The organism is Pseudomonas sp. GW821-FHT01E10 (genome assembly GCF_059422365.1).
Map to the genome: position 1 here is coordinate 105,867 of NZ_JBWKWT010000002.1, position 18,272 is coordinate 124,138.

An 18,272-nucleotide genomic window follows, 5' to 3' on the forward strand; every position below is an offset into this window, starting at 1 on the left:
TTCAGTCGTCCGCATCTGCCAACCATAAAAAACTTTAACGTTCATGGAGATCGCACAATGAAGCGTCGCAGTTTGATCAAGGCTTTCACACTCACGGCAAGCATTGCCGCGATGGGCATGACCTGGACTGTCCAGGCCGCCGAGACCATCAAGGTCGGTATTCTGCATTCGTTGTCCGGGACCATGGCGATCTCCGAAACCTCGCTCAAAGACATGGCGTTGATGACCATCGACGAAATCAACGCCAAGGGCGGCGTGAACGGCAAGATGCTGGAACCAGTGGTCGTGGACCCGGCATCGAACTGGCCGCTGTTCGCCGAAAAGGGCCGGCAGCTGCTGACCCAGGACAAGGTGGCGGTGGTGTTCGGTTGCTGGACCTCGGTGTCGCGTAAATCGGTGCTGCCGGTGTTCGAAGAGCTCAACGGCCTGCTGTTCTACCCGGTGCAATACGAAGGCGAAGAGATGTCGCCGAACGTGTTCTACACCGGCGCGGCCCCCAACCAGCAGGCGATCCCGGCAGTGGAATACCTGATGAGCGAAGAAGGCGGCAGCGCCAAGCGCTACTTCCTGCTCGGCACCGACTACGTCTACCCGCGCACCACCAACAAGATCCTGCGCTCGTTCCTGCACTCCAAAGGCGTGGCGGACAAGGACATCGAAGAGGTCTACACCCCGTTCGGCCACAGCGATTACCAGACCATCGTGGCCAGCATCAAAAAATTCTCCGCCGGTGGCAAGACGGCGGTCATCTCCACCGTCAACGGCGACTCCAACGTGCCGTTCTATAAAGAGCTGGCCAACCAGGGCCTGAAAGCCACCGACGTACCGGTCGTGGCGTTCTCCGTGGGTGAAGAAGAACTGCGCGGCATCGACACCAAACCGCTGGTGGGCAACCTCGCGGCGTGGAACTACTTTGAGTCGGTGGAAAACCCGGTGAACAAGAAGTTCGTCGATGACTGGAAAGCCTACGCCAAGAAACACAACCTGCCGGGCGCCGACAAAGCGGTGACCAACGACCCGATGGAAGCCACTTACGTTGGCATCCACATGTGGGCGCAAGCCGCCGAGAAGGCCAAATCCACCGACGTCGACAAAGTCCGCGAAGCCCTGGCCGGCCAGACCTTTGCCGCACCGTCCGGCTACACCCTGACCATGGACAAGACCAACCACCACCTGCACAAGCCAGTGATGATCGGCGAGATTCAGGCCGACGGTCAGTTCAACGTGGTGTGGCAGACCGAAGGGCCGATCCGCGCCCAACCGTGGAGCCCGTTCATCCCGGGTAACGACAAGAAGCCGGAGTATGCGGTGAAGAGCAACTAAGCAAAGCCTCCTGTAGGAGCGAGGCTTGCCCGCGAAAACGGTGAGTCAGACACATTGATGCTGGATGTGCCGCCGTCTTCGCGAGCAAGCTTCGCTCCTACAGGATCCGTCGTCGCCTTTCAGGACGTAGCCATGTCCCTTTATCGCCTGTTCCTTGTTATCGCATTTTTACTTTTGCCGATGGTCACCCACGCCGGCGACGCCGAAGACTTCGTCGCGGCCAATCCCGTGCAGCAAGCCAAGCTTCTGGAAACCTGGGCCGCGCAGCCCGATCCGGCCCGCATCGAACTGATCAACGCCCTGCAACAAGGCGAGCTGACCATCGATGGCCAACCGAAAACCCTGCGCCTGAACAATCGCCTGCGGGGTCTGATCGACACCGCTCTGGCCAGCCACCAATTGCTCGCCGCCGACGCCAAAACCCGTCTGACCGCCGCGCAGCAATTGCAGAAAAGCGCCAAACCGGCGCAGCTGAAATTCCTCGACCAACAGCTGACCAGCGAACAAGACGAAACCGTTCACGCCGCCCTGAGCCTGGCCTTGGCCAATCTGCAACTGGTCGACAGTGACCCCGCCGTGCGCCTCGCCGCCGTGCGTTTGCTCGGCGAAACCGGCGACCCGCTGGCCCGCACCCGCCTCGAAGGCTTGCTCGAACCCGGCGTCGAAACCGACGCCAGTGTGCACACCGCCGCCGAAACCAGCCTGGCCCAGGTCAAACGCAAATTGCTGATCGGCGAAATGCTCGGCCAGGCCTTCAGTGGCATGTCCCTGGGTTCGATTCTGCTGCTCGCGGCATTGGGCTTGGCGATCACCTTCGGCCTGCTCGGGGTGATCAACATGGCCCACGGCGAGATGTTGATGCTCGGCGCGTACTCGACGTACGTGGTGCAGCTGATGTTCCAGCGCTTCGCCCCACAAGCCATCGAGTTCTATCCGCTGATTGCTCTGCCGGTGGCGTTTTTCGTTACCGCCGCCATCGGCATGGCGCTGGAGCGCACGGTGATTCGTCACCTCTACGGCCGCCCGCTGGAAACCCTGCTCGCGACGTGGGGCATCAGCCTGATGCTGATCCAGTTGGTGCGGCTGGTGTTCGGTGCGCAGAACGTCGAAGTGGCCAACCCGGCATGGTTGTCGGGCGGGATTCAGGTGCTGCCCAATCTTGTGCTGCCGTACAACCGCATCGTGATCATCGCGTTTGCCTTGTTTGTGGTGGTGCTGACCTGGCTGCTGTTGAACAAGACGCGCCTTGGCTTGAACGTGCGCGCCGTCACCCAGAACCGCAACATGGCGGCGTGCTGCGGGGTGCCGACCGGGCGCGTGGACATGCTCGCCTTCGGCTTAGGCTCGGGCATCGCCGGCCTCGGTGGCGTGGCGCTCAGCCAGATCGGCAACGTCGGCCCTGACCTCGGCCAGAGCTACATCATCGATTCGTTCCTGGTGGTGGTGCTCGGCGGTGTCGGTCAATTGGCCGGCAGCGTGTTGGCCGCATTCGGCCTGGGCATCGCCAACAAGATTCTCGAACCGCAGATCGGTGCGGTACTCGGCAAGATCCTGATCCTCGCGTTGATCATTCTGTTCATCCAGAAACGTCCACAAGGCCTCTTCGCACTGAAAGGACGGGTGATCGACTGATGAACCAGCCTCTGCTCGTTACCGCGACAAAAAAAGCCGGCCCCAAAGTCACCATCACTGTTGGCGCGGTGATTCTCGTTTTGCTACTGGCGTTGCCATTGCTGTCGTTGTTATCGCCCGACAGCGCGCTTCACGTCTCGGCCTACACGCTGACACTGGTGGGCAAGATTCTTTGCTACGCCATCGTCGCCCTCGCCCTCGATCTGGTCTGGGGCTACGCCGGCCTCCTGTCCCTCGGTCACGGTCTGTTCTTCGCCCTCGGCGGTTATGCGATGGGCATGTACCTGATGCGCCAAGCCTCGGGTGACGGCTTGCCGGCGTTCATGACGTTCCTGTCGTGGACCGAATTGCCGTGGTACTGGACCGGCACCAGCAGCTTCCTCTGGGCCATGTGCCTGGTGATATTGGCGCCGGGATTGCTGGCGCTGGTGTTCGGTTTCTTCGCCTTCCGCTCGCGGATCAAGGGCGTGTATTTCTCGATCATGACCCAGGCCCTGACCTTCGCCGGGATGCTGCTGTTTTTCCGCAACGAAACCGGGTTTGGCGGCAACAATGGCTTCACCAATTTCCGCAGCATTCTCGGGTTTGGCATCACGGAACCGGGGACTCGCGCGGTGTTGTTTTTCGCCACGGTACTGTTGCTGGTGGCGAGTCTGTTCATCGGCTGGCGTCTGGCGCAAAGCAAGTTCGGCCGGGTGTTGACCGCGTTGCGCGATGCCGAGAACCGCCTGATGTTTTGCGGCTACGACCCGCGCGGCTTCAAGCTGTTTGTCTGGGTGTTGAGTGCGGTGTTGTGTGGCCTGGCGGGGGCGCTGTATGTGCCGCAAGTCGGGATCATCAACCCGAGCGAAATGTCGCCGACCAACTCGATCGAAGCGGCGGTCTGGGTTGCCTTGGGGGGGCGCGGCACGCTGATCGGCCCGCTGCTGGGTGCCGGCGTGGTCAACGGGATGAAGAGCTGGTTCACCGTGGCATTTCCGGAATACTGGCTGTTCTTCCTCGGCGCGCTGTTCATTGTCGTGACGTTGTATCTGCCTAAGGGTGTGATCGGTCTGCTGAAGAAAAGGGGTGAACAATGAGGATCACTGCAACGGCTGAATTCATGCTCGAACCGGCCTTTTTCCCACCGCAGCCCAACAAGGATGCCGGTAGCAGCCGCGATGCCATCGGCCTCGGCCAACGCGTCGGCCCCGGCCTGAATACACGTCACGGCACCATCCTGACCCTGGAAGACATCAGCGTCAGCTTCGATGGTTTCAAGGCACTCAACAATCTGAACCTGTACATCGGCGTTGGCGAATTGCGCTGCATCATCGGCCCCAACGGCGCGGGCAAAACCACGCTCATGGACGTGATCACCGGCAAGACTCGCCCCAGTCACGGCAAGGCCTGGTTCGGTGAAACCCTGGACCTGACGCAGATGAGCGAAGTGCAAATCGCCCAGGCTGGTATCGGTCGCAAGTTCCAGAAACCAACCGTGTTCGAAGCCCTGAGCGTGTTCGAAAACCTGGAGCTGGCGCAGAAAACCGACAAGTCGGTGTGGGCCAGCTTGCGGGCTCGCCTGAGTGGTGAACAAAAAGATCGCATCAGTGAAGTGCTGGAAACCATTCGCCTGACCAGTTCGGTCAATCGCCCGGCAGGGTTGTTGTCTCACGGGCAGAAGCAGTTTCTGGAAATCGGCATGCTGCTGATGCAAGACCCGCAACTGCTGTTGCTCGACGAGCCGGTGGCGGGCATGACCGACGCCGAAACCGAATTCACCGCCGAGCTGTTCAAGCGCCTGGCCGGCAAGCATTCGCTGATGGTGGTGGAACACGACATGGGCTTCGTCGGCTCGATCGCCGACCACGTCACCGTGTTGCACCAGGGCAGCGTGCTGGCCGAAGGGTCGCTGGAGCAGGTGCAGGACAATGAGCGGGTGATCGAGGTCTACCTCGGTCGATGATTTTGCCTTTGTCGGAGCGAGGCTTGCCCGCGAAGAACGATAACGCGGTGTTTCAGTTCAACCGTGGCGTCCCCTTCGCGGGCAAGCCTCGCTCCTACAGGGAATGAGAGGAATTTGAAGATGCTGCAAGTCGACAAGCTGCACCAGTACTACGGCGGTAGCCACATCCTGCGGGGCCTGACGTTTGAGGTGAAGGTCGGCGAAGTCACCTGCCTGCTCGGGCGCAACGGCGTGGGCAAGACCACCTTGCTCAAATGCCTGATGGGTTTGCTGCCGGCCAAGGAGGGCGCGGTGAACTGGGAAGGTAAACCGATCACCACGTTCAAGCCGCACCAACGGGTGCATGCCGGTATCGCTTACGTGCCTCAGGGCCGGGAAATCTTCGGCCGGCTGACCGTGGAAGAAAACCTGCTGATGGGCCTGTCGCGGTTTCCTGGCTCCGAGGCCAAGGAAGTCCCGGCGTTCATCTACGAGCTGTTCCCGGTGCTGCTGCAAATGAAGCAACGGCGTGGCGGTGACTTGTCCGGCGGTCAGCAACAGCAGCTGGCGATCGGCAGGGCACTGGCCAGTCGTCCACGGCTGCTGATTCTCGACGAACCCACCGAGGGCATCCAGCCGTCAGTGATCAAGGAAATCGGCGCGGTGATCAAAAAGCTCGCAGCCCGTGGCGACATGGCGATTTTGCTGGTGGAGCAGTTCTACGATTTCGCCGCCGAGCTGGCCGATCAGTACCTGGTGATGTCCCGGGGCGAGATCGTGCAGCAGGGTCGTGGCGAAAATATGGAAGCCGAAGGTGTGCGCGGGCTGGTTACGATCTAACCTGCAGCCTTCTGACGATAAATTAGACGATATGAATTTACCTCTCCCCACTGCGCTGTTTAACCCGAGCTGGCATGCCGAGCTGGAGCTGGGCTACGCCCGTTTCGGCGCCAGCACCCGCCCGGTACAGCGCCGTCATCAAGGCCCGCTGCGGGTGCAAAAGCACTTGTATGCCGAAGGCCCCGAGGTGTGTCAGCACATCATCGTCCACCCGCCGGGGGGGATTGCCGGCGGTGATCGGCTGGACATCTCGGCCAGCGTCGGCACCCACGCCTGGGCACAAATCACCAGCCCCGGCGCCGCCAAGTGGTATCGCGCGGCCGGGCCGGCTTATCAGAAACTCGACTTGCGCGTTGCCGCCGGTGCTACGTTGGAGTGGCTGCCGCAAGAGACGATTATCTTCAGCGCCGCTCAGGCTGAACTCAGCACGAGCATTGACCTTGAGGGCGATGCCCGGTTGTTCTACTGGGACGTGGTCGCGCTGGGGCGTCCGGCCAGTGGCGAGCGCTTCGACCTCGGGCACTTCCAGGCCCACCTGGATATCCGCCGCGACGGCCAGTTGCTCTGGCACGAACGCCAGCGCATTACCGGGGATGACGGTTTGCTGGACTCGCCGATCGGGCTGGATGGGCAACCGGTGTTTGCGACGTTGCTGGTGACCGGAGAGATTGATAGTGAATTGCTGGAGAAGTGCCGCTCGCTGCCCAATGAGGTGCGCGGGGATCTGACGCAGCTGCCGGGGCTGTTGGTCGCCCGGTGCCTGGCCAGCGAGGCGTTGTTGGCACGGGGTTGGCTAATTGAATTGTGGCGATTGCTCCGGCCTGCGTTGCTCGGCCGCGAAGCCGTTCCGCCCAGAATATGGGCCACCTGAACACGATCCACTCTGTAGGAGCGAGGCTTGCCCGCGAAGAACGATAACGCGGTCTTCCCGTTAAACCGAGGCGTCCCCTTCGCGGGCAAGCCTCGCTCCTACAGGTTGAGTACACCTTTAACTGCCGATTATGGATTTCTACGATGGACCTGACCCCACGCGAAAAAGACAAGCTGCTGATCTTCACCGCCGGCCTCGTGGCCGAGCGGCGTTTGGCTCGCGGCGTGAAACTCAATTACCCGGAGGCCATGGCCTACATTTCCGCGGCGCTGCTCGAAGGCGCGCGTGACGGCCAGACCGTGGCCGAGCTGATGCACTACGGCACCACCCTGCTCAGCCGCGAGCAAGTGATGGAAGGCATCCCGGAAATGATCCCGGAGATCCAGGTCGAAGCGACGTTTCCCGACGGCACCAAACTGGTCACCGTTCACCAACCGATCGCCTGAGGCTGCGCCATGACTTACCACATCCGCGATGCGCTGCACGCCGATCTGCCGGCGATCCGCGACATCTACAACGACGCGGTGCTCAACACCACGGCGATCTGGAACGAACAGGCCGTGGACCTGGGCAACCGCCAGGCCTGGTTCAGCGCGCGGCAAGCCCAGGGCTATCCGATTCTGGTAATCGTCGACGGCGACGACAACGTACTCGGCTACGCTTCATTCGGTGACTGGCGCCCCTTCGACGGGTTCCGCCACACGGTCGAGCACTCGGTGTACGTGCGCAACGACCAGCGTGGCAATGGCCTCGGCCCGCAACTGATGGCAGCGCTGATCGAGCGCGCCAAAGGCTGCAACAAACACGTGATGGTCGCCGCCATCGAAAGCGGTAATAGCGCCTCGATCCGGCTGCACGATCGGGCCGGTTTTGTCGTCACCGGCCAAATGCCGCAGGTGGGTACCAAGTTCGGCCGCTGGCTGGACCTGACCTTCATGCAACTGATCCTCGATCCGGGCGCAATGCCACCCGATCCCCACAAGGAGTGATGCCCCATGAACGCCGCCCAACTGCGACGCGTCAATGTTGAAAGCTTTGCGCACTATCGTCAGGGATTGATTGATCTGCTGCTCGACGCCGTCGGCTATGGCGCCAGCGTCGGGTTCATGGCGGATCTGGACGCCACCCAGGCCCGAGCCCATTTCGATGAAGTCCAAGACAACCTGAACAAAGGCAACGTGCTGCTGTGGGTGGTGGTCAAGGACGAACAGGTGCAGGCCAGTGTGCAACTGAACCTGTGCCAGAAAGCCAATGGGCTGAATCGCGCCGAAGTGCAGAAACTGCTGGTGCGTGAACACGCCCGTCGTCGCGGCCTGGGCCAGCAGTTGATGCATGCCCTGGAGCTCGCCGCCCGCCAGCACAAGCGCGGCATGCTCTACCTCGACACCGAGGCCGGCTCCCCCGCCGAAGACTTCTACAAGGCCCTGGGTTACACCCGTGCCGGCGAAATTCCGGACTACGCCTGCGACCCGAACGGGCGCTACAAACCGACCGCCCTCTACTACAAGATTCTCCAAGGAGCCCAGTGATGATTCCCGGTGAGTACCAGATCCAGCCCGGCGACATCGAGCTTAACGTGGGCCGACGCACTGTCAGCCTGAAGGTGGCCAACAGCGGCGACCGGCCGATCCAGGTCGGCTCGCATTATCACTTCTTCGAAACCAACGACGCGCTGACCTTCGACCGCGTCGCCAGCCGCGGCATGCGCCTGAACATCCCCGCCGGCACCGCAGTGCGCTTCGAACCGGGGCAGAGCCGCGAGGTCGAGCTGGTGGACCTGGCCGGGCATCGCCGGGTGTTCGGGTTTGCCGGCAGGATCATGGGCGACCTCGACTGACACGCAAACCCTGTGGCGAGGGAGCTTGCTCCCGCTCGAGTGCGAAGCGCTCGCAACACAGCTGGTGCGATCTATCTGAATAATCGGAGCGGCAGATTTTACGACTGCTGCGCAGCCGAACGGGAGCAAGCTCCCTCGCCACAATGGACCGCGGACTACCGCACTTCACTTTCAAGGCAAGCGCATGAAAATCTCAAGACAAGCCTACGCCGACATGTTCGGCCCCACCGTCGGTGACAAGGTCCGTCTGGCCGACACTGAACTGTGGATCGAAGTGGAACAGGACTTCACCACCTACGGCGAAGAAGTGAAATTCGGCGGCGGCAAAGTCATTCGCGACGGCCAGGGCCAAAGCCAACGGCTGGCCGCCGAGGTTGTCGATACCCTGATCACCAACGCGCTGATCATCGACCACTGGGGCATCGTCAAGGCCGACGTCGGCCTCAAGGACGGGCGCATCGCTGCCATCGGCAAGGCCGGCAACCCGGACATCCAGCCCAACGTCACCATCGCGGTCGGCGCCAGCACCGAAGTGATCGCCGGTGAAGGCATGATCCTCACCGCCGGCGGCATCGACACCCACATCCACTTCATCTGTCCGCAGCAGATCGAAGAAGCGCTGATGAGCGGCGTCACCACCATGATCGGCGGCGGCACGGGACCGGCCACCGGCACCAACGCCACCACCTGCACCTCCGGGCCATGGCACCTGGCGCGCATGCTCCAGGCCGCCGATGCGTTCCCGATGAACATCGGCCTCACCGGCAAGGGCAACGCCAGCCTGCCGGAGCCGTTGATCGAACAGGTCAAGGCCGGCGCCATCGGCCTGAAGTTGCACGAAGACTGGGGAACCACGCCCGCGAGCATCGACAACTGCCTGACAGTGGCCGACCAATACGACGTCCAGGTCGCCATCCACACCGACACCCTCAACGAGTCCGGCTTCGTCGAAACCACCCTCGCCGCCTTCAAGGGCCGCACCATCCACACCTATCACACCGAAGGTGCCGGTGGAGGTCATGCGCCGGACATCATCAAGGCCTGCGGTTTCGCCAACGTGCTGCCGAGCTCGACCAACCCGACCCGGCCGTTCACCCGCAACACCATCGACGAGCACCTCGACATGCTGATGGTCTGCCACCACCTGGACCCGAGCATTGCCGAAGACGTGGCCTTCGCCGAAAGCCGCATCCGCCGCGAAACCATTGCTGCCGAAGACATCCTGCATGACCTCGGTGCCTTCTCGATGATCAGCTCCGACAGCCAGGCCATGGGCCGCGTCGGCGAAGTCATCACCCGCACCTGGCAGACCGCCGACAAAATGAAGAAGCAGCGCGGTCCGCTGCCACAAGATGGCGAAGGCAATGACAACTTCCGCGCCAAACGCTACATCGCCAAGTACACCATCAACCCAGCGATCACCCACGGGATCAGCCATGAAGTGGGCTCGGTCGAAGTGGGCAAGTGGGCGGATCTGGTGCTCTGGCGTCCAGCGTTTTTCGGGGTAAAGCCAACGCTGATCCTCAAGGGCGGTGCCATTGCGGCCAGCCTGATGGGTGACGCCAACGCATCTATTCCAACGCCGCAACCGGTGCACTACCGCCCGATGTTCGCCAGTTACGGCGGCTCGTTGCATGCCACCAGCCTGACCTTTATCAGCCAGGCCGCGCAGGAGGCGGGTTTGCCCGAGGCCCTGGGCCTGAAGAAGAAAATCGCCGTGGTCAAAGGCTGTCGCGAGGTGCAGAAAACCGACCTGATTCACAACGACTACCTGCCGGACATCGACGTTGACCCGCAGACTTATCAGGTTAAGGCCGACGGTGTCTTGCTCTGGTGCGAGCCAGCGGATGTGTTGCCGATGGCTCAGCGTTACTTCCTGTTTTGAGATTCGGTCAGGCATAAACTCGGCACGAGGGGTGTCATTCTTCGTACCGGGTTAGCTGTTTCTCAGGTCAATCCGTTGCTGGTGCGTTCATAAAGGCGATGTCCACCCTTTGCAGTTTCGCCCGATCCATCGCCTGTTGGGTCAGGGTTTTAAGCAGCGTTTTCATCTCGATATCGATCAGGTTCAACTCGGCGGCATAGGCTTGGTCAGTCATGACCTGGCCCGGAGCAATTTCGCTTTCCAGCTTACCCAGTTCAGCGGCGAGTACCCGGAGCTCCTGCTTCAGATCGGCCTTTGCCTGCAACGAAAGGTTCGGTTCGGAGGCCCTCTTTTCAAGCGCCATGTAAAACTCAGTCGTTGCATCGATTCGGCGCCTGAAAACCTTGAAGGCGCTTCGATTTGTGCCCCGTAGGTATGTTTCCCAGAACGGTTGTTCGATGATCGAATCACGCAGTAAATCGCCGGTTTCCAGCTCCATGACCCGCTGATACGCACTCTCGATCATCTCGGGAGTCACACCGGTGTGCGTGCGAAATTGCAAATCACGGGACTGCCAGGGCAGGTCCAGTCGCTCCGCCAGATCCGTCATGTAAGCCAGGTGGACCTCGACTTCATCGATACTTCCCGACACTGCGCCCTCAGCATCGACAGTCCTGAATTGCTCACCATTTTCCAGGCGCTCGGCAACCACTTTGTGGGCGATCCGGCTCAACTCGTCCAGCCGCGACTTGCCTCTGGCCAGCTGCACCAGTTCGGCCTCCACCAGGCCCGGGTTGGCCAATGCGTAAGCCTCATGGATCAGCACTTCTACGCCCATCGCATTGAACAACTGCGCCCCGGCGTCAACACAGTTAGTGACCTCCTCCCTGCCCATGACGAAAAGATTGCGCCGCAGCTCGCTGTCCTTGGACATGGCCTCCAGCATTCGCCAGAGCTTTTGCGTCATGTCCACCCTGAAGGCTTTGTCGGTTCTGAAGGCGGTTGATTGGGTGAGCTTCCTGATCTGATTGAAAAAAGGCACCGAACCGAACTCATCCTCCACGCTGTTCCATATCTCCTGTTTAGCGACCCAATCAGGTCGCGTCATGCCTTCCTCCCAATCAAGACTGTCGCGCACGCCGCGAGGCGGATACGGACGATCGGGGTCCAGGCCGACGGACCGGATATAACCTCTGAGCGTTTCCAGGTTCTCGGCCGACAACCACGGCGGATCGCGATTCAATACCGTGCGCGCCAACAGCTCCGCGGAGGCTGAGCCGGGCGTAACCTGCGGGATAACGGTCAGTTCGTTGCGCTGCAGGCTCAGGTAAAAATGCCGGAACCTGGGTTGAGCGAACAGCCCCTCCGGCCAGGTATCAATCCCGGTGTCACCCAGCATCAGGGTATGCAGCATGCGCATCCCACCGATGTCGGGCACTCTCCCCAACGGGTTTCCTTGCAGATCCAGACTTTTCAGCCGGGAGAGCCATCTCAAATAGGTAGCTCCCTGGGCATCCAGCACTATCCGGTTATCGCCGAGGTTCAGTTCGGTCAGCCCACGCATTCGCCCCACCGCACGAGGAAATTGCGTGAGCTGGTTACCGGTGAGATTCAGCGAACGGAGTTTCGGAAAATGAACCAGAAACGTGACGTGGGCATCGTTCATTCCAGTGCCCAGCAAGTTCAGGCTGGTGACGTGCTGAAAATCGGCTTCCAACAGAGGCATGCTTCCCAAGTGTCGCCCCAGGGGAACGTTTCTGAAATCAAGCGCTGTCCCGTACATATTTCCCAAAGGGTCCACATCCCTGGGCCCGGTGTGCTGCCAGCACTGGCGAATGGTTGTGTAGATCGAGTTTCGGGTCTGCCATTCGGCAATGCCGGCAGGGCTGTACCTGAACGCTTCGGTGGGTAAATTGAGCCAGTGCCGGAAATTGGCATTGAGGCGATCGAATTCCGCTTCCAGTGCGCTTGCCCGTTGTTCCGGGGTAACGTCGTCGCCCCCTCCGTCCAGGTAAGCCTGGGCCTCGGTTTCCGTCCACCCGGGGCGCACACTCCTGACCCGCTCCTGCGGCGTCACTCGGCCGGTCAGTTGTCGAATGCCCTGGGGGGCAAACATGCCACCGCGCAACTTCATCGTTTCGGGATCGTAGGCGGGCTTGCGCAGAGGGTTGTCCGCCAGCATCGGACGCAGCTTGTCACGCGCCAACGGGGCATTTTGAACACTGCGTTTGAGGTTCGCGCCTTGATAGATCTCGTACCCCAGCGCTTTGCGTTCGGCGTCGGGCAGAGCGTGCAAGACGGATGAAAAAAGATCGTCGGCACCCCGCAGATGGTTATCCTCGGCATCCCGCGCTTCATAGCCCTCGTCCGTGCTGACCAGCACTTTGCGCGTACGTGCGTTCTCCGGGCCAATGCTGTCGCGCAGGTGCCCGGTGAACGAATGTTCGCGAACTTCAATGCGCACGTCGCCCGGCCAGTTCGGCAAGGTTTCCAGGGTGTGCAGCGCCAGCCGTTCCGTATCCGGAGCGTGCATCGAGTCAAGGAACAGCCCTTCATAGGCGCGCGCCAAACGTACTTCCAGCAAGGCCGCCCGCACCTGTTGCCGCAGATGCAAGGCAATGCGCTTTTGTTCGGCCAGTGCTCGCAAATCCGCCGGAGCAGCGGCGGCCAGCAGTTCCTCGGCCACGCCGTCGGGCAATTGTGCAAAAGCATCCTGAAGCACCCGCACATTGGCATTGTCTGATGGCGACAGACCGCTCTGTGGCAGCTTCCCCGTGTCCGACCACGTCTTGAACCGTTCGATCGTGTCGACCAGCAACGCCGGCGGTGCTTCGTTTTCGACATGCAGCCGACGCAGCACATCTGCTTCGACGCCACTGGCGATCCGGATCTGCTCAAGCGTTGCATCGTCGAACGTTTCTACCCTCGCCCCCAACCGCCGCATGAGCTCGGTCGAGGTCCATTCGACAGGGCGGTCGAGCTCGGTATGCCAGGTGCCTGCGCCATTGTGTTCAAGCTTCGGTTGGTAGGCCATCGCTCGATCCGGATGGAGAATCCGCGGTTGCCCCGTGAGTGGATCGTCTTGCACCGCAAAGTATTTACCGCCGATCGACAGGAATTCCTGATCGTTGTGCAGATACAGGCCTCGCTCGTTTGGCTTCGTACCCGGACTCAGACTGACTTGATGTTCATACGGACTCAGGTCCGGATTCCAGAGACGGGTCTTGCCGTCAGCGAGCACCACCGGCTTCAGCTGTTCGACAAAAGATGAAGGCCGGACCGCTGGCGCTGCGCCCGTGGGTAAAACATGCCCTGCCGCCATGATTGCCAACTGGGCAGCATTGATCAGGACACCGCACAGAAGCGCCGACGCTTCTTCCTTGTCTCCCTTGCTCCAGTCCTCAATGCCCTCCATGGTTTCGAGTAGCATTTGCCCGACCATCACGCCCAACATGGCCTCCCCCAGGCCAGGCACCAGCATTGCGCCGAAGTTGAACACATTCCAGCCGATGTTCGCGTAACTCCTCAGCCGCGCCCAGCGGGCATTGGCATCTTCATCGCCAGTGGGCACGGCGATATGTCGCGCATCGGCGATGGCCTTGTCGCGCCGCCATCGACTGAACTGAGGCCAGAGCGCGCCTTCGATCACATGGGTGATCGGTTCTGCGTCGGGGTTTTCCACTGCGGTTTCCCGCCACCATGGCCCCATGTTCAACGGCTCCCGCTGCTGCCAGGTGAAGGTGCTGAAGCGCTCCCTGACGCGAGCGAAAAACCTGCCCTGGTCTTTTTGCGGTACGAACCGACTGAAGAACTGCTGATAGTCCGACGAGCGCAACTGGCTCGTCAGCTCCTTCATGAAGTCGGTGAAGGACGGATATTCCTTCAAGGGATGTTCAGGGTCATCAGGGACGTAGGCGATCAAGGTGCCATCGAGCCGGCTCTGCGTAAAAATATCGTTCCTGCCCAGCACCTCGTCGACCACACCGCTTGGCCCGTTGGCAAAAAAGGCCTTGAGCAGTTTGAATTGATCAAACTCCTGCCCGGGTAAAATGGCCAGTTTGCGCGACCACTCCATCATTGTTCGTTGGTCTGCCGGAACCAGGCTGTTGTAGATTCGCTTTACTCGTGTCGGATCAGCCACTGCACTGAACAACACGATACCCGACAGCTTCACGCCCAAAAGAGTCAGCCGATGAGACTGTAACGGGCGATTGCCCATCGTGATGTTTGTCTGGTTGTCTCGCAGTTGCTGCAACTTGCCATATGCATAAGAAGTGATATCACTCTTCAAATAGGCAATCAGCGCTGACTCATTGAACGCGGCCTTTTCGGTCCCGATGAAGTGCTGCTCAAGCGAGGCCTTGGCATCAACCGCCGAAGGGGCCAGCAACCCTTTGATGTGCCGCTGATATTGCGCACCGAGATCCAGATCCCTGCAAAGGCTCGCAAAACTTTCGATGGTCAATGAATGGCGCCTCAGGGCTCCTTCGGCGTCGGTAATGAAAATGCCGGAGCCATCACGAAAGGCGCCAGCACGGGTTTCAGAGTCCTCGAAGTTATGGAGGGCGGCCTCCAGCAGAGTTGACTGCCTGAGCCGACTGGCATTGGTGTCGACGCCAAAACCCAGGAGGGCCGGAATATAAAGCCGTACCGATGTCGCATGAACATCCAGATCCAGGTTCAGCTTTTCTTTCAGGGCCTGAACAAGCAAGGGTTCGGCGAACTTATTGATGTCCTTTTGCAAATCGCCCAGTGTGTCATCCAGGCTGTCTTGCAACCGCCAGCGCTCACTGATGAGTTCGTTGAGATATTGACGGTTGATAGCACTCGCCTTGATGTACCACTCGGGAACGTCCGGTTTCATATCAGTCGTTGATACAAAACTTGATACAGATGGTTTCTTTATGAATGCGGGAACTTTGGTTGCAAGATAATTCAAATAAACATTGGCGCCAGCTGTCATCTCTTGAGAGATATTGGAAACGCCCCCTTCTGACAATTCATTCATTGCGCATGTATCCCTATGCGTTTGAGAAGAACGCCAAGCTTATTCAATACCTGCAAAAACAAAAGATTAAATAACTGTTGGAAAATAGCGATAAAACAAACAACACCTTCCAACTTAAGAATCTAAAAAACAAATAAGTACCACCTGCAAGACCTGCAAGCATGATCCGGCGTGTCAGCGGTAGTTTTTACCGATCTACAAAGAGGCTAAGATGCCCAGACTCTCCAGGCAGGTAACGGCCATGCGCTTATCCGAATTCATCAGGCAACACGTGGACCGTATCGTCGATGAATGGGAACAGTTCGCCAGAACGATCACCCCGGCGGCCGAGTGCATGGATCGAGCAGCCTTGCGCGATCACGCCAAGGCAATTCTGCTGGCGGCAGCGCGGGACATGACCACCGCGCAAAGCGCCAGCGAACAGCTCGCCAAGGCCAAGGGCGAAGGCCCGGAGAAAACCCCAAGCCTGGATGAAGCGGGTGCCAGCCATGGCGAACTGCGGCATACCGTGGGCTTCGACCTGGTGCAAATGACCAGCGAGTTCCGCCATTTGCGGGCCTGTGTGATTCGGTTGTGGGTCGACAGCCTGGAGTCACCGGACCTGACCTATTTCCGGGACATGATCCGTTTCAACGAAGCCATCGATGAGGCCCTCGCCGAATCCACCGCCGCCTATGCCGAACAGGTCAACCATTCACGGGATCTGTTTCTGGCGATACTCGGGCATGACTTGCGAGCGCCATTGCAGGCAGTGAGCATGTCCGCCGAGTTACTGCTGCGTAAAGCAACGCTTGAAGGCGATGCTTTGGCCTGTGCCAACAATATTAAGGATGGCGCGCGGAACATGGCGGTGCTGGTCAGCGATTTGCTGGAACTGGTGCGCAGTCGCCTGGGCAAGCGCCTGCCAATCGAACCGGCGCCCATGGACCTGGCCGAGACGGCGCGCGAAGCGATTGCCCAGGCTTGCGCTGCTCATCCGCAATGCGATCCGGCACTGAGCGTCGAAGGCGATACCCGGGGTATTTGGGATGGCCGAAGGCTCGCTCAAATGCTGCAGAACCTGATCGGCAATGCCTTGCAGCACGGTTCGAACCACAGCGTGATCAAGCTGAGCCTCAGGGGTGAAACGGACAGCGTTCGCCTCACCGTGCACAACGACGGTGCGCCGATTCCGCCCGAGGTCATCGGCACAATCTTCGATCCACTGGTACGCAGTGCCGACGAAGAACTCGGCGGGCCGAGCACCAGCCTTGGCCTGGGGCTGTTCATCGTCAAGGAAGTGGTTGATGCCCATCAAGGGACGATCGAGGTCAGTTCCAGCGAGGCTGAGGGCACACTGTTTAGCGTGGTGTTGCCCAGGAAGGTGTAACGCCTTGGGACCGCTGTGGCGAGGGGGCTTGCCCCCGTTCGGCTGCGCAGCAGTCGTAAAATCGACGCATGCGGTCAGTCTGAAAAACCGCGATGACCGGATTTGGGGTCGCTACGCAACCCAACGGGGGCAAGCCCCCTCGCCACAGGTTTAGTGTTTACAGCTATTCGATCACCAAGCGCCCCAACCGCTGCTTGAGCATGCGGTTCTCGGCCCGCAGTTGCTGGACCTCGTCAAGCAGGTCCAGCGCCAGGGCGACACCTTCCCATTCCAGCTCCAGGTCGCGCCGCAGCTTGGCGGCGCGCTTGGCCAAAACCAGTTCGTAGTCGGTGAAACGCCAATCCTTGGGCTCTGTACCCTGTGGTTCGAGGATGCCGTGTTCGACGATCTCGATCACATGCACGTCCGACAACTCGGTCGCCTCACAGAATTCTGCCAGGTCCAATAGAACGATCACGGGGTCGCTCATGATTGGGCTCCTCCTTATCTCGGAATCAAAAATTCTCTCGCGGATCGAAAGCGGCTTTTTTCGCCAACTCCTCCCACAACGCCTTGACGTCATGGTCGAGTTTCTTCGGCATCACCGCCTTGAGCTGCACGAACAGGTAACCACGGTGCCCGGCCTTGTGCATCAGGCCGTGGCCCTTGGCGCGCATGCGCTGGCCGTTCTGGCTGCCGGCCGGAACCTTGAGGTTGATCTTGCCGGTCAGGGTCGGCACCGCGACTTCGGTCCCCAGTGCCAGTTCCCACGGTGCCAGTGGCAAGGTGATGATCAGGTTCTCGCCTTCGACATCGAATTTGGGGTGCGGCGCAAAACGAATGGTCAGGTACAGGTCGCCATTGGCCCCGCCACCGATGCCCGGAGCACCCTGGCCCTTGAGGCGGATGCGCTCGCCGTCGGTCACGCCGGCGGGGATCTTCACGTTCAGGCTTTTGCTGGTGTTGCTGACATGCTGGCCGGCAGCGTTGTACTGCGGCACCTGGAAGCTGACCTTCTTCGATTCGGTCGAGAGGGTTTCCTCCAGAAAAACCGGTAATTCCATTTCCACGTCTTGCCCTCGACGACCGGCGCTATGGCCCGACCGTCCACCACCACCGAAACCCGAACCACGGTTGCCGAAGATCGAACTGAAGAAGTCCGAGAAATCGCCCGTGTCCTGACCACCGCCTCCGAAACCACCACGACTCTGCCAACCCGGCGGGCCCTGGAACGGCTGGCCGTGGTGACCGTATTTGCGCAAGTCGTCGTATTCGGCGCGCTTGTCGGCGCTTTTCAGCGCTTCATAGGCTTCCGACGCATCCTTGAACTTGGCCTCGGCGTCCTTTTCCTTGCTGACATCGGGGTGGTATTTGCGCGCCAGCTTCCGATAGGCGGCCTTGATCGCCTTATCGTCCGCGGTCGGCTCCACGCCGAGAATCTTGTAATAGTCTTTGAAGTCCATCGAGGGAATCACCATCCATTATCGAAATCGCGCCACTCGGTACAGCATGCTCTGGTTTACAGCGTCTTGATTGATCAATCTCAATTTTGTGACCGGGCAGCGCATCAGTAGTTTATCGGCAGCCAGGCGCAGTTCTTGCTGTCGCCCAAGGATTGCCAAACC

At 60.2% G+C, this 18,272-nt stretch carries 15 protein-coding genes; 12 read left to right on the forward strand and 3 right to left on the reverse strand.

The features are described from left to right. Positions 1 to 57: 57 nt before the first annotated feature. The 11 genes from urtA to ureC all read left to right on the forward strand — a co-directional run bounded on the left by urtA (position 58) and on the right by ureC (position 10,312). On the forward strand, positions 58 to 1,323 hold the full coding sequence (gene urtA, locus AC07V0_RS04275; protein ID WP_007937152.1) for an urea ABC transporter substrate-binding protein: 1,266 nt from the start codon (positions 58 to 60) through the stop codon (positions 1,321 to 1,323). A gap of 132 nt (positions 1,324 to 1,455) precedes the next feature. Beyond that, entirely contained in the window at positions 1,456 to 2,955 is a 1,500-nt protein-coding gene (gene urtB / locus AC07V0_RS04280) for an urea ABC transporter permease subunit UrtB (RefSeq protein ID WP_495019422.1), read from the forward strand. Further along, complete coding sequence (urtC, locus tag AC07V0_RS04285; RefSeq protein ID WP_086944059.1) at positions 2,955 to 4,034, forward strand: urea ABC transporter permease subunit UrtC; 1,080 nt, start codon at positions 2,955 to 2,957, stop codon at positions 4,032 to 4,034. Before urtB ends, urtC begins: the two co-directional genes overlap by 1 nt. Beyond that, positions 4,031 to 4,900 carry an urea ABC transporter ATP-binding protein UrtD gene (gene urtD, locus AC07V0_RS04290; protein WP_018928448.1) on the forward strand — a complete coding sequence of 290 codons (870 nt, stop codon included), beginning with the start codon at positions 4,031 to 4,033 and terminating at the stop codon, positions 4,898 to 4,900. The genes urtC and urtD overlap by 4 nt, the downstream gene beginning before the upstream one ends. A gap of 120 nt (positions 4,901 to 5,020) precedes the next feature. Next, positions 5,021 to 5,719: an urea ABC transporter ATP-binding subunit UrtE gene (urtE, locus tag AC07V0_RS04295; RefSeq protein WP_019582243.1), complete on the forward strand. Its 699-nt coding sequence runs from the start codon at positions 5,021 to 5,023 to the stop codon at positions 5,717 to 5,719. A 31-nt stretch (positions 5,720 to 5,750) separates the two neighbouring features. Continuing rightward, positions 5,751 to 6,590: an urease accessory protein UreD gene (locus AC07V0_RS04300; protein WP_495019423.1), complete on the forward strand. Its 840-nt coding sequence runs from the start codon at positions 5,751 to 5,753 to the stop codon at positions 6,588 to 6,590. 143 nt (positions 6,591 to 6,733) lie between these two features. Further along, positions 6,734 to 7,036, forward strand: a complete 303-nt coding sequence (ureA, locus tag AC07V0_RS04305) for an urease subunit gamma (RefSeq protein ID WP_007937143.1) — start codon at positions 6,734 to 6,736, stop codon at positions 7,034 to 7,036. 9 nt (positions 7,037 to 7,045) lie between these two features. Next, positions 7,046 to 7,579 carry a GNAT family N-acetyltransferase gene (locus AC07V0_RS04310; RefSeq protein ID WP_018928451.1) on the forward strand — a complete coding sequence of 178 codons (534 nt, stop codon included), beginning with the start codon at positions 7,046 to 7,048 and terminating at the stop codon, positions 7,577 to 7,579. Positions 7,580 to 7,585: 6 nt separating this feature from the next. Further along, on the forward strand, positions 7,586 to 8,119 hold the full coding sequence (locus tag AC07V0_RS04315) for a GNAT family N-acetyltransferase (protein ID WP_018928452.1): 534 nt from the start codon (positions 7,586 to 7,588) through the stop codon (positions 8,117 to 8,119). Further along, positions 8,119 to 8,427, forward strand: a complete 309-nt coding sequence (locus AC07V0_RS04320; protein WP_018928453.1) for an urease subunit beta — start codon at positions 8,119 to 8,121, stop codon at positions 8,425 to 8,427. The genes AC07V0_RS04315 and AC07V0_RS04320 overlap by 1 nt, the downstream gene beginning before the upstream one ends. Positions 8,428 to 8,611: 184 nt before the next feature. Further along, complete coding sequence (ureC, locus tag AC07V0_RS04325) at positions 8,612 to 10,312, forward strand: urease subunit alpha (protein WP_086944061.1); 1,701 nt, start codon at positions 8,612 to 8,614, stop codon at positions 10,310 to 10,312. A 67-nt stretch (positions 10,313 to 10,379) separates the two neighbouring features. Here the strand turns inward: ureC and AC07V0_RS04330 are convergent, their stop codons facing one another. Continuing rightward, positions 10,380 to 15,299, reverse strand: a complete 4,920-nt coding sequence (locus AC07V0_RS04330; protein ID WP_495019424.1) for an NEL-type E3 ubiquitin ligase domain-containing protein — start codon at positions 15,297 to 15,299, stop codon at positions 10,380 to 10,382. 241 nt (positions 15,300 to 15,540) lie between these two features. On the opposite strand from AC07V0_RS04330, the gene AC07V0_RS04335 reads away from it, so the two are divergent. Continuing rightward, the gene (locus AC07V0_RS04335) at positions 15,541 to 16,668 is read left to right on the forward strand and encodes a sensor histidine kinase (protein WP_495019425.1); all 1,128 of its coding nucleotides are present in this window, start codon (positions 15,541 to 15,543) and stop codon (positions 16,666 to 16,668) included. 163 nt (positions 16,669 to 16,831) lie between these two features. Here the strand turns inward: AC07V0_RS04335 and AC07V0_RS04340 are convergent, their stop codons facing one another. Further along, positions 16,832 to 17,137, reverse strand: a complete 306-nt coding sequence (locus AC07V0_RS04340; protein WP_018928457.1) for a chaperone modulator CbpM — start codon at positions 17,135 to 17,137, stop codon at positions 16,832 to 16,834. Positions 17,138 to 17,162: 25 nt separating this feature from the next. Beyond that, entirely contained in the window at positions 17,163 to 18,110 is a 948-nt protein-coding gene (locus tag AC07V0_RS04345; protein WP_018928458.1) for a DnaJ C-terminal domain-containing protein, read from the reverse strand. Positions 18,111 to 18,272: the final 162 nt, after the last annotated feature.